The sequence below is a fragment of the Clostridium ragsdalei P11 genome (genome assembly GCF_001675165.1).
Lineage (GTDB): Bacteria > Bacillota > Clostridia > Clostridiales > Clostridiaceae > Clostridium_B > Clostridium_B ragsdalei.
In genome coordinates, this window is record NZ_LROS01000014.1 from 56924 (window position 1) to 69492 (window position 12569).

10 protein-coding genes are annotated in these 12569 nt (G+C 31.9%); 5 read left to right on the forward strand and 5 right to left on the reverse strand.

Features of this window, described 5'->3' with window-relative positions:
* The first annotated feature begins 106 nt into the window (after positions 1-106).
* Both CLRAG_RS07930 and CLRAG_RS07935 read left to right on the forward strand, forming a co-directional pair.
* Positions 107-1015, forward strand: coding sequence for a GGDEF domain-containing protein (locus tag CLRAG_RS07930; RefSeq protein ID WP_065077925.1), 909 nt, complete (start codon positions 107-109; stop codon positions 1013-1015).
* A gap of 137 nt (positions 1016-1152) precedes the next feature.
* Entirely contained in the window at positions 1153-1374 is a 222-nt protein-coding gene (locus CLRAG_RS07935; RefSeq protein ID WP_065077953.1) for an AbrB/MazE/SpoVT family DNA-binding domain-containing protein, read from the forward strand.
* 232 nt (positions 1375-1606) lie between these two features.
* Here CLRAG_RS07935 and polC read toward each other — a convergent pair whose 3' ends face one another.
* Positions 1607-5956 carry a DNA polymerase III subunit alpha gene (gene polC / locus CLRAG_RS07940; RefSeq protein ID WP_065077926.1) on the reverse strand — a complete coding sequence of 1450 codons (4350 nt, stop codon included), beginning with the start codon at positions 5954-5956 and terminating at the stop codon, positions 1607-1609.
* 289 nt (positions 5957-6245) lie between these two features.
* Here polC and CLRAG_RS07945 point away from each other — a divergent pair, with 289 nt between their 5' ends.
* Positions 6246-6908 carry a Type 1 glutamine amidotransferase-like domain-containing protein gene (locus CLRAG_RS07945; RefSeq protein WP_065077927.1) on the forward strand — a complete coding sequence of 221 codons (663 nt, stop codon included), beginning with the start codon at positions 6246-6248 and terminating at the stop codon, positions 6906-6908.
* 179 nt (positions 6909-7087) lie between these two features.
* Here the strand turns inward: CLRAG_RS07945 and CLRAG_RS07950 are convergent, their stop codons facing one another.
* On the reverse strand, positions 7088-7306 hold the full coding sequence (locus CLRAG_RS07950) for a hypothetical protein (RefSeq protein ID WP_065077928.1): 219 nt from the start codon (positions 7304-7306) through the stop codon (positions 7088-7090).
* A gap of 310 nt (positions 7307-7616) precedes the next feature.
* On the opposite strand from CLRAG_RS07950, the gene CLRAG_RS07955 reads away from it, so the two are divergent.
* A complete protein-coding gene (locus CLRAG_RS07955; protein ID WP_065077929.1) occupies positions 7617-7805 on the forward strand; it encodes a hypothetical protein in 189 nt (62 codons plus the stop codon).
* Positions 7806-7884: 79 nt separating this feature from the next.
* Here CLRAG_RS07955 and CLRAG_RS07960 read toward each other — a convergent pair whose 3' ends face one another.
* A complete protein-coding gene (locus tag CLRAG_RS07960; protein ID WP_242872109.1) occupies positions 7885-8454 on the reverse strand; it encodes a hypothetical protein in 570 nt (189 codons plus the stop codon).
* 209 nt (positions 8455-8663) lie between these two features.
* Here CLRAG_RS07960 and CLRAG_RS07965 point away from each other — a divergent pair, with 209 nt between their 5' ends.
* On the forward strand, positions 8664-9251 hold the full coding sequence (locus CLRAG_RS07965) for a hypothetical protein (RefSeq protein ID WP_065077930.1): 588 nt from the start codon (positions 8664-8666) through the stop codon (positions 9249-9251).
* A 133-nt stretch (positions 9252-9384) separates the two neighbouring features.
* Here the strand turns inward: CLRAG_RS07965 and CLRAG_RS07970 are convergent, their stop codons facing one another.
* Positions 9385-10554: an iron-containing alcohol dehydrogenase gene (locus CLRAG_RS07970; protein WP_065077931.1), complete on the reverse strand. Its 1170-nt coding sequence runs from the start codon at positions 10552-10554 to the stop codon at positions 9385-9387.
* A 32-nt stretch (positions 10555-10586) separates the two neighbouring features.
* Positions 10587-12560 (reverse strand): oxidoreductase, encoded by a 1974-nt coding sequence (locus tag CLRAG_RS07975; RefSeq protein WP_065077932.1) that lies wholly within the window; start codon positions 12558-12560, stop codon positions 10587-10589.
* Positions 12561-12569 lie beyond the last annotated feature (9 nt).

The window sequence follows — 12569 nt, forward strand, 5'->3', positions numbered from 1 at the left end:
TATCTTCTTTTTCATTGTCAATTAACATCTTGTTTAACAAGTATGTAATTGTAAGAACAAATATGATATCATTAAAAATAATGGACTCTATTTTAGGGGGAAAAATATGGAAAAAGTTAATACAAGTAATAAAAGTATTAGTATGAATACATTAATTAACACCATGTCAATATTTGAGACATTGTATGACGTAATTAGGGTAGTAAACCCAGTAAAAAAACAATTACTAGATTTAAAGTTAAACAAGATTAATGAACTGGAATCTTCTTGTTATAATCTTTGGAGGATGGGAAAAGTATGTAGTAATTGTGTTTCTGCTAGAGCTTATAATGAAAAAGAAACTTTTGTAAAAATAGAGTACACTGGCAAAAAAGTCTATATGATCACTGCTATACCAGTTGAAATTGATGGTTTACCAGTAGTTCTTGAACTTCTCAAGGATATAACTAAAAGTGGAGTTATAGAAAATATAGAAAATAAAGATAGCGACACTATACGTCATGCAGTAAATCATATAAATGAACTAATAGTACTAGATCCTCTTACACAAATCTTTAATAAACGATTTATATATGAAAGACTTCCAGCTGACATAATAAATAGCTTATTAAACAATAAGCCATTGTCATTAATAATGGCAGACATAGATTTTTTCAAGAAAGTAAATGACATTTATGGACATGTAGCTGGAGATGAAGTCCTTAAAGTGGTTGCTTCTATACTTAGTGGTTCTGTGAGAAAAGATGTGGATTGGACAGCTCGCTATGGTGGAGAAGAATTTATAATCTGCTTAAAAAATGCCAGTGAAGATACAGCAGTAAAAATTGCTGAAAAAATGAGAAAAGCAATAGAAAATACTATAATAAATTATGAAGATTCCTCTATAAAAGTCACTGCAAGCTTTGGTGTTAAAACATTATTTCAAGAGAACCTTAATGAAGAAGATCTAATAAAAGAAGTAGATAAAAAATTATACGAAGCTAAAAATTCTGGAAGAAATAAGGTAATAGCATAGCAAAAAGGGACTGGTGAGAAGTTCCTTTTTTAGCTTCTTTATTGACAAATACCTACCTACATGGTATAACAAGTAATACTAATTGTATAACTTGTAAAAGTATTATAAATCCTGAAAAAGAGGTATGATCTATGAGTATGAAGGTTCCAGAAGGGAAATTTATTAGTACTGTAAAAGTTGGTGAAAAAGGTCAAATTGTAATTCCTAAAGGAGCAAGAGATTTATTTGATATAAATCCTGGTGACACGTTACTCTTACTTGCAGATAAAGAACAAGGAATTGCAATTGTACAAAATGATGGCTTTTTAGATTTTGCCAATGCTATTTTTGAAGCACAAAAAAAAAACAGAGGAAAGTGATTAATAATTGAACCTCAATAATATGACAATTTATGTGTCATGTATAAATAATTTTATTCTGCACATAATATTGTATGAATTCAACATTAGCCTTCTTCGATTAATTTTTTTTTTACCAGGGATATTTTAAATCCCTGGTTTTTTTAATTATCCTTTAAAAAACTTTCAAATAAAATATACAATTTCTTTTTTGCTTTTCACATAAAGCTCATATAAACTGCAGGCTGATAATTTAAATTACATCAAAAAAGCTTATTTGATCACTTTCTGGAAGACCTTTTAAACAGCCAAATTTTTTAAGTAAATCTACAGCAGAATTCCCGATTTTAGCACGTTTCTTTACATCCTCTATAGAGCTAAATGTCTCTTCTCGTGCTGCACTAAATATACTTTCTGCTGCGATATTTCCCATGCCAGATATACTATTTATAGGCGGCCTTAAGCCATCTTCCTCTACTAGGAACTTGGTAGCATGAGATTTATATAAATCAATTGGTAAGAATTTAAATCCCCTCTCATACATTTCCAAAACTATCTCTAAGTCATCATACATATCCTTATCCTTAGGAGTAGCCTGATTCCCCATAATTTGAATTTCTCGCATCTTTTCTATAACCTTTTCTTTTCCAAATATCATAAATTCACTGTCAAAGGCCTTTGCCCTAATAGTAAAATATGCTGCATAATAAGCCTTTGGTATGTGAACCTTAAACCAGGCTATTCTAAATGCCATCATTACATAAGCTGCGGCATGAGCTTTAGGGAACATATATTTTATCTTTTTACAGGAGTCTATATACCATTCCGGTACTTTATGTTCTCTCATTAAAGCTTCATACTCTGCCCATTTTTCAGGCTGTTTCGATACTTTTCCTTTACGTACCAGCTCCATTATCTTAAAGGCACTATTTGGCGGCAGACCTTTTTTGATAAGATAAATCATAATATCATCCCTGGTACATATTGCCTCACTTAATGTAACTATTCCCCCATCAATTAAGTCCTTTGCATTTCCAAGCCACACATCGGTACCATGGGAAAGTCCTGATATACATATTAAATCTGAAAATGCTTTTGGCATTGTATCTACAAGCATTCCCCTTACGAACTTAGTACCAAATTCAGGAATACCAAAGGTTCCTACCTTAGAATTTATTTGTTCCGGTGTTACCCCAAGAGCTTCTGTAGATGAAAATATAGACATAGTTTCCTTATCATCCATAGGTATCTCATGAGGATTTATTCCAGTTATATCCTGCAGCATTCTTATAACTGTCGGATCATCGTGTCCAAGTATATCAAGTTTCAATAAGTTCTGGTCAATAGAGTGATAATCAAAATGTGTGGTTATAATATCTGAATTAGGATCGTCTGCAGGATGCTGTACAGGACAAAATTCAAAAATTTCGCGTCCCTTTGGCACAACTATAATTCCTCCAGGATGCTGTCCAGTGGTCCTTTTTATACCTGTACAACCTGCTGAGATTCTGGTTATTTCTGCCTTGTTTACTGGAATATTCTTTTCATCAAAGTACTTTTTTACGTATCCGAAAGCTGTCTTTTCTGCTATGGTACCTATAGTTCCAGCTTTAAAGGTTGTGCCCTTTCCAAAGATAACCTCTGTATATTTATGAGCCTTTGCCTGATATTCTCCTGAAAAATTTAAATCTATATCTGGCTCTTTATCTCCATTAAAGCCTAAAAAGGTTTCAAAAGGTATATCTATACCGTCCTTAGCTAACTTTTCTCCACAAACAGGACATACTTTATCCGGTAAATCAAACCCATTTTTAACACCGTAATCTGAAAAGTCCGAATACTTGCATTTAGGACACCTATAATGGGGTGGCAGGGAATTTACTTCCGTTATACCAGTCATATTTGCTACAAAAGAGGAACCAACAGATCCCCTAGAACCTACTAGGTAGCCATCTTCATTTGATTTCCATACTAGCTTTTGAGCAATAATATACATTACAGAAAATCCATTTTTTATAATAGATTCCAGCTCCCTATCCAGCCTGGACTGAACAATTTCTGGAAGTGGATCTCCATACAGCTCATGAGCCTTTTTATACGCAATGTCCTTAATAGTCTGTTCACAGCCATCTATATGAGGTGGACATTTCTCCGGCGAAATAGGGCTAATTGGATCACACATATCTGATATCTTATTGGTATTTGTAACTACCACCTCATAGGCCTTTTCTTTTCCCAAATATGAAAATTCCTCAAGCATCTCCTCTGTAGTTTTTAAATACAATGGAGCCTGATTATCTGCATCCTTAAATCCCTGTCCTGCTTCTAGTATACGTCTGTATATCTCATCTTCCGGATCCATGAAGTGAACATCTCCTGTAGCAACTACAAGTTTATTTAATTTTTCTCCTAGGGCTACAATTTTTTTATTAATTTCCTCTAGATATTCTTTACCAGGTACCTGCTCTGTCCTTACTAAATAATCATTATTTCCTAGAGGCTGAATCTCCAAATAATCGTATCCTTTTGCTAATTCTTCAATTTCTTCATCGGATTTTCCAAGTAGTATTGCTTGATACAACTCTCCTTCACTGCAGGCACTACCAAGGATTAAGCCCTCAGAATATTTTTTATACATGCTCTTTAATATACGAGGTTTTTTATAAAAATAATCCAAATGAGAATAAGATACCAGCTTATATAAATTTTTTAATCCCACATAATCCTTTGCGAGTATTATTGCATGGTAAGTTTTAAGCTTTTTATATTCTTCCTTTTTAGCTGCCTCATCACGCCCGTATACATCTATATCTTTAAGTTCTTCTGCTCCCCTTTCTTTTAGCTTTTCAATCATTACATTAAACACTTTAACAGTAGTTGCCACATCGTCCAAAGCTCTATGGGCAACTTCCACCTTTATACCAAGGTTTTTAGCAATCCTCCCTAATTTATAGGTTTTAAAATCAGGAAAGATCTCCTGTGCTAAGGACAAGGTATCTACATATGTAAAATCAAAATCACAACCTAAAATTCTTGCATTATGCTTTAAGAATCCAACATCAAATTCAGCATTATGTGCAACCAAAACGCTATCCTTAATAAAATCCAACATTTTAGGGAATACCTGTTCTATGGTTTCTGCATTTCTCACCATATCATCAGTTATATTTGTAACCTCTACAACTCTTAATGGAATTGACTTTTCAGGGTTTACAAAACAGCTGAAAGTGTCTATTACCTTTCCATCCTTGATTTTCATGATTCCTATTTCAGTAATTTTTTCTGTTACTGGCGAAAATCCTGTGGTTTCCAAATCCAATACGCAATAGGTAGTATCAATACTCTGTCCCTTAGGATTTACTACAGATGGCTTTTTATCCGGCGCCAGATATGCCTCAACTCCATATATAATCTTCATATCTGGATTATCTCTTCCTAAAAGTTTATGTGCTTCAGGAAAAGCCTGAACTACTCCATGATCTGTTATAGCAATTGATTTCATTCCCCAGCTCATAGCTCTTTTAATTAAGTCAGTAGCACTAGTCATGGCATCCATCTGGCTCATTTGGGTATGCATATGAAGTTCTACCCTCTTCACCTCAGATTTATCTTGTCTCTGAACTTTTTTCATGCCTTCTGTTTCAATTATAGTATTAGCAATAATCTCAATTTCCTGAGAAAACTTGCTATAACCTGAATTTCCAGAAAGTCTAATACCCTTAGCATTTTTAAGTCTGGATAATACCTCACTGTCTTCACCAGGTTTGCAAAATACCTTACAGGTCATTGAACTTGAACCATCATATAAATCAAAAGAAATCAATATTTTTCCGCTTCGGAGTTCCTTTGATTCCATGTTGGATATTTCTCCCTGTATAGCTATTCTACCCTCATCTGGTGTAATGTCAGTAATTTTTACTACAGGCTCTCTAATACTACTACTTCTGCCTAATATCAAGAATGGATTATTAGTCTTTTTCCTATGAGTTTCTGTTTTCATTTCCTGATTTTTTTCTAAAGGCTTATTGGGCAATTTAGAAACATTATTGCTTCGTATACTATTAATTTCCTTCTTAATAAACAGCATTTCACTTTCACGTTTATCCTCTTCAAACTTTATTAATTCTTTACTTCCTAATTTATCAACAAAGTTTATTTTATATTCTGTACCGTACATGCTTTTTATAGCCTTAGAGATCTTTTTATCATAATTCATAGATTTTAAAAATTCTGATACTGAAATTTTTAAATTAAAATTTATGGTATTTTCATTCACTTCATATTCACTATTATTTAAGAGTACTGCTCTCAAAGCAGGATGCTTATCTGCTACCAAAAATATAATATTTTTCAATTCATCTTCTATGGGTTTTTTATCCGTATCTTCAGCATACTTTACCGCAATTTTAGAATTCTTTAGTGAAAATCTTTCTCTTATAAATTTATTAAGGCGCTGGATTTCTTTTATTTCAATATACTTATCTGAGTTAATTTTCATTTCTAAAGTTTTAGTTTTTTTACTTAAGGCTACAGATTCTACAATGGCAGCACTTATGTTACCTTCTGTTTCATAATCACTAAAAATTTCATTTATTCTTTTCATATTACTTTTTAACCTTCTCCCCAAAATTTTTAGTATGCTACTATTATATAGGATAATCTTATACATTGTCATGTAGGGAAAAAGTGTATATAACACCGTTTATCCATTTTCACTACTTTCTTGCAATTATATTATATCCTATCTAAATAGGAATTTATCATAATTTTATTGTTCCTTTCATCAAAATAAACTTACCTCAGAATTATGATAAGCTTAAAATATCTTCAATATGATATAATATCTACAATAGAATTATGTTTATATTAAAGATTAGTGAGGAGAAATACTAATGGTAAATATGTTGTTTAGCTTATATAATTTTAATGATACTTGGGCAAAAGATGCAGTATCAAAATATATAAATTGTAGTAATAAGGTTCTAATAATCCCATTTTCTTTTGGTGAAAACATAAAGAACAATGTGGATTGGCAGAATGAGTTTGGCAAAGATAATGGGGATCATTACAAAGCTATCATAAAACCTTTTTTAAGCTATGGAATCAAAAATAAAAATATAAACTGCATAAATTATTTTGAAGACACAAAAGAAAATGCAAAAAATAAAATAAAAAGTAGTGATATACTATTTTTCACTGGAGGTCTGCCTGATAAAATGATGTGCCGTTTAAAAGAATTTGATTTAATAAATGAAATTGAAAACTTTACTGGAACAATTATTGGCAGTAGTGCTGGAGCAATGATTCAGATAAAAGAGTATCATATCACTCCCGATGAAGATTACGACACATTCTCATATAATGAAGGATTAAATTTCATCAAAGATTTTGACATTGAAGTTCATTATAAAGAAACAGAAATACAAAAAAACTATATAAAGAAAGTACTAAATGAAAAAACAGATACAGTATATGCTATTAAAAATACCGGCGGAATAATTGTTGATAATAATTCTATTAAATTATTGGGAGACACGCAGACATTTAGTAGATAATTTATAGAATATTCAAAAAACGATATAAGCAAAATAAGCATCCTAAATGACGGATGCCTATTTCACGCTAAATTTTAAGGGGTACAATTTAATATACTATCTGGTGGCAGTTACATTTAAGATTAGTGTGCCCTGCAACCACAGACACATGTTGTAATTATAATTACTTAAATGATTTTTTAATTAACACTTAAATGTCTAATATATATAGAAAGTTGAAATTGTATATTTGTATAACCATCAAAAGTAATCATCTGAGGATTAGGTTTGGGTATCACTTCAATTACACAATTTCTATTTAATTTTTTATGTTCCAGTTTCATTTCTTCTATTTTATTCTCTATATCTTCTAATTTATTTGTACTATAAGCTATAGTAGCATCAGGAAAATTATGCATGATACTCACCCTTTCAAAAATTATTTTCTTTTTCGCTAAGGTTATTTCCTTAGGACACTTATTATATTATATCTACATTATTAAAATTTCCTTAAAAAATCAATCTAAGTTTAGTGAAATTAAATTTTATAAATAATTAAAATAATGTTCACAAATCGGAAACAATTGTATATAATATAAGTAAGAGATATATTAAACTATTTCAAATTCAGTTAAAATGTGGATATTCTGTAAACGTATACTTAAATAAAAATTAATGAAAAGAAGATTTTTGTTTAAGTATAAAATTAATATAAGGAGGTGTATATTGATGGCAAACTTAGGTTCTCTAGGACAAAAATCAATAGAAAAAGATCGTACTGTGCAGCCGCCAATTGAAGACTTAGATAAACTTAATGATAGGCCTGTACAAGAAGATGACATACCACCTGCAGTATTAGTTGTGTTTGCAGTTATTCCTATGGCTATATTGCTTATATTATTTACGTTTTTTAATTAGCATTCAATATTTACAATTTAAATATGTGAATTATAAAAAGTGAGCACTGGTTTCAGCCAGTGCTCACTTTTTATATAATTTAAATTATCAATTCTTTAGCATATGGTAGAGTTTCAATCCATTTACAAAATTCTCGCCATTCTGGTAATCTATGATTCTTTCTCTGGCTATATACACCCTTTAAGCATCTATAATTAGTAGTTAACCTTGCAGTAAGTTCAAATCCTGCAGGATTAGAGTATAAAAGTTTTAAATAATCTTCTTTGTCCTGAGTTTTATTGTATGTATCCTTTAATTCTTCTATTATATCAATAATTCTTTTATCCACATATTCATTATACTGCTTGGATAAATCAAATTTGGATATTCTATGCATTGTACTCTGACTGCTTACAAAAGTGATAAATCTATATCTTTCTAATTCAACCCATGCCTTATTAGTAAATGTTAAATCAAAGGCAACACGTATTCCTGACAAAAATTGATCATGAGCTTCCCCTTTAGGTGATTTAGCTAGACTTTTAACCCTATCTGTAATATCAAAATTACATTTATCGGTATCTACTGCCATAGGATATTTACTTGCTTTTATACTTTCTTCTAGATCATATACTTTTAAATTTTCTATTTTCATTATTTTACCTTTCATCCTTCCTTAACTCATATATTCTATACTAAGTTTATCATCTTTTATTAGAACTAACCAGTAACTTTTTTCAAAAATGATAATTCTATATTTATAGATTATACCTACCTACCAAAATATTAACAAATAAAAAATATGTTGTAAAATATATTATATTTTATAAAATTGATTCGATAAATTAATGAAATACTTTATAAAGGAGTGTACTAACTATGTCTAATACTATTAGTTCTTTACTTTCTTACTTGAATAGTATAAATACAAGTAACCAAGTTTCACAAAATCCAATTTTAGACTCAAATAATTCCTCTGATAATTCAGATAGCTTAATTTCCAGCTTAGGTTCGGACTCAATTAAGCTTAGTCCTAAAGCACTAAGTGTTTTAAGCTCTTTACAAAATTCTAACACCAATACATTTAGTTCTGCATTAGATACCCTAGTATCAAATGCTACCATTACATCATCACAGGAAAATTCTATTAAAAGTGCTTTTATATCCGCAAAAAATTCTTCTTTATCATACTCAGGTACTTCAAAAAATAATTCCTTATTTCCTTTAGATGCTCTAGTATCAAAGGGCACTATCACTAAAGATCAAGAAAATTCCATAAAAGAAGCTTTTATATCCGCAAAAAAATCTTCTTATACTAAAAAGTTACAAAAGCAAGCCCAATCAATATTACAAAATCCTATACTAGCAAAGAATCCTGAATTACTTCTAAATTCAGATTTATATAAAAAAAGCAGCAATAATGATTATAGCTATATTCCAGATACTTCATATTTAAATAAATTATAATATAGCAAAAAATAGAGTGGATGAATATATCCACTCTATTTTTGTTGTTTTTCAACATAATATTACTTTAACCAATAGGTTTTAGTATATATTTTTTTACTATACTTGCAAAATCTAAAGGAAACTATAAACTTTATTGATAACCATCATATAATGTTTCTAATGTTGTAACTACATCTTGTTCCGTAATTGTTCCTCCAAATGACATACATAGTGGCTCTTTATAAATCATAGGTTTTGCAGCTAATATCTGTTCCTTCGTAAACCCTTGCTCTTTAAAAGAAGGAATTTGTATTTCTTTGCACAATTTTCTAACTGCATTACCTACTGCTTTTCCAATTGCTTCTGGTTCTTCTGATGAAAAAGTAACTCCCATGATTTCTCCAATTTTTTTCATTTTCTCAGGATATGTTTTAGCAGCAAACTCTATAATGGCTGGAGTTACTAACGCACAGCATATACCATGAGAAATATGGTACATATGCCCCAAGGCATGTGCTGTTGAATGTCCCATATGCACTCCTGACTCATTAAATGCAATACCTGCAAAATTACTTGCCAAAGCTAGGTTTTCTCTTGCTTCTACATTGTTTATATCTTTTACTGCAATTGGCAGCCATTTTGTTATTAATCTAATAGCTTCGTAAGCTAACAAATCAGAATGTGGTGTATTTTTTCCTTCCGTTAATGCTTCGTTAGCATGTGAAAATGCGTCCATTCCTGTAAATGCTGTAATAAATGCCGGACATCCAACTGTAAGTTCAGGATCTACAATTGCATAATCAGGGGGACACGGAAGTCCGATTTTGCACTGCATTGTTTCCGAGGAAATAACTGATACAAAGGTACTCTCTGAACCTGTTCCTGAAGTTGTAGGAATTAATATCATTGTAAGCGGCTTTACAGCATAATTCTTTTGACCGGTTAAATAAAGTACAATTTCCTGTAATACTTCATCACCATTTGGAATTACTGCTGCAATAGCTTTTGCACTATCAAGCGTACTACCGCCCCCAAGTCCTACAATACCATCAACTGCTCTTTCCCTACCTATAGCTGCTGCCGCTGTTACTGTATAATCAGGGCAATCTGTTTCTACATCATCCCATATAACAACTTGCACATCCTCCTCTCTTATAATATTAGCTACTTTTTCTGCATAACCAATTTCTGAAATTTTCTTATCTGTTACTAATAATATTTTTGTCATACCTAATTCTTTTGCTTTTTTACCTACTTGCTGTAAAGTTCCATTTCCAAAAAGTACTGGTGATAGTTGTGTATAAGTTCCTGATTTTAACATTTGTCATTTCCCCCTTTTTTAACCTATTATTTTTATAATTCAAATGCTGCTTTATATCCGCTGCCAACAGCTGCTTCAATACGCCCTGCTTTTGCCGCATCGCCAAGCAATACAACCTTGTCAAATACTGTCTTTATTTCTTCTACCAATTCTTTATTAGATGCTGTTCCCAAAGAAACCACTACTGCGTCAAAATCAAAATTTTTGCTTTCTTGGGTATCTGTCGTTTCTACTGTCACAGTAGTTCCATCAATTTTTACCAACTTATGCTTTGGATATAGTTTAATTTCATGTTCTGCTATTCTTCCCATAACATCAATCAGGTTTTGAAAAAATATTCCTGGTCCTATTTCATCTGCCATTTCAAATACTGTTACCTTATTGCCTTGTGATCCCAATAATTCTGCAGTCTCAATTCCTGTCATGCCTGAACCAATAACACCAACCTTTTTACTCTTAAGTGTTACTTTCCCACTTAAAATGTCCATTGGTGTATAAACTTTTTCTCCATCAAGTCCTGGAATAGATTTTGGCATTATAGGATTAGATCCTTGTGCAACAAATACTGCATAGGGGTTTAATGCTTTTATCTCATCTATTGTTGGTGCATGATCTGTTTTTACCTCAACACCAAGTTCATCCAATTGTCCTTTTTGGTAATCAATTAACCATGCTGTTTTTTCCTTTTTAGGAGGCTTAGAAGCATATACAATTTGTCCACCAACCTTAGAATTCTTTTCAAAAACAATTGGCTTGAATTCACGTTTTGCTAATATACGAGCTGCTTCCATTCCTGATGGTCCGGCACCAATAACTACAACTACACGTCCCTTACCATCTTTCTTTAAGCAATCGTCTCCATATTGATTCTCTCTACCTCCCTGATAATTAATTGCACATGCCATAGGTGCTGATCCCATATCTGCAGACATTAATGTTTCCATGCAATACAAACAAGAGATACATTTTCTAATACTTTTTTCTTTTCCCTCTTGTGCTTTATTTCCCCATTCTGGGTCAGCAAAGAATTGTCTGGCTGATCCTATAAAATCTACTTTTTCTTCTTCAAGAACTTTCTCTGCAAATTCTGGCTCACGAATGACAGATACACCAATTACCGGGATGGAAACTGACTCTTTAATCTTAGCTGGAATATTAATTTTCCATCCTTGATCAAAACCAACTGGCTCCCAGGATGTATTCATTGTTTCATAAATACCACAGCTTACATCAAGTGCATCAACTCCTTGTGCCTCTAAATGCTTTGCAATCTTTACTCCTTCATCTAAATGTATTCCTAATTCTGGATGTCCAGCATAACCCATACATTCATCTGCAGAGTATCTTACAATAATAGGATAATTTGATCCACATTCCTTACGAACTCCTGCAATAATCTCATCTAAAAATCTCATGCGTTTTTCAAAACTTCCACCATATTCGTCTGTTCTTTTATTCGTATACGGGCTTAAAAATTGACCAATCATATAACCATGTGCTCCATGAAGTTCAACTGCGTCAATTCCGGCTTTCTGCAGCCTTTTAGCTCCCTGAATAAATCTATCGATTGTATCTTTAATTTCTTCTTTTGTCATCTCATGAGTTGGTTGATGAACCACCTGACATTCTGTAACACTAGGTGCCTGCATTGTTGTATTTCCATTAATTACTGCTATACCCTGGCGACCTGGATGATAGATTTGAACAGCTACCACTGAACCATATTTATGAATTTCATCTGCCATTCTTTTCAATCCCTCAATGTACTTATCATCATCTACTGCTATCTGGTGGCAATTTCCTTTCCCAATTTCTAAATTAATGCAAGCACACTCTGTGATTATAAGACCTACTCCGCCTTTTGCTCGTTCTCCATAAAATGCTATATCTGATTCTGAAACACTTCCATCTGCTTCTGCCAAATGGTTACCCATTGCAGTCATAACTATTCTATTTCTCACAGTCATTGATCCAATATTTTTTGATGAAAATAATTTTTGATACATATTTTTTCT

Coding starts and splice junctions, on each gene's coding strand:
- CLRAG_RS07930 (WP_065077925.1), top strand. CDS start 107: ATGGAAAAAGTTAATACAAGTAATAAAAGTATTAGTATGAATACATTA.
- CLRAG_RS07935 (WP_065077953.1), top strand. CDS start 1,153: ATGAAGGTTCCAGAAGGGAAATTTATTAGTACTGTAAAAGTTGGTGAA.
- polC (WP_065077926.1), bottom strand. CDS start 5,956: ATGAAAAGAATAAATGAAATTTTTAGTGATTATGAAACAGAAGGTAAC.
- CLRAG_RS07945 (WP_065077927.1), top strand. CDS start 6,246: ATGGTAAATATGTTGTTTAGCTTATATAATTTTAATGATACTTGGGCA.
- CLRAG_RS07950 (WP_065077928.1), bottom strand. CDS start 7,306: ATGCATAATTTTCCTGATGCTACTATAGCTTATAGTACAAATAAATTA.
- CLRAG_RS07955 (WP_065077929.1), top strand. CDS start 7,617: ATGGCAAACTTAGGTTCTCTAGGACAAAAATCAATAGAAAAAGATCGT.
- CLRAG_RS07960 (WP_242872109.1), bottom strand. CDS start 8,454: ATGAAAGGTAAAATAATGAAAATAGAAAATTTAAAAGTATATGATCTA.
- CLRAG_RS07965 (WP_065077930.1), top strand. CDS start 8,664: ATGTCTAATACTATTAGTTCTTTACTTTCTTACTTGAATAGTATAAAT.
- CLRAG_RS07970 (WP_065077931.1), bottom strand. CDS start 10,554: ATGTTAAAATCAGGAACTTATACACAACTATCACCAGTACTTTTTGGA.
- CLRAG_RS07975 (WP_065077932.1), bottom strand. CDS start 12,560: ATGTATCAAAAATTATTTTCATCAAAAAATATTGGATCAATGACTGTG.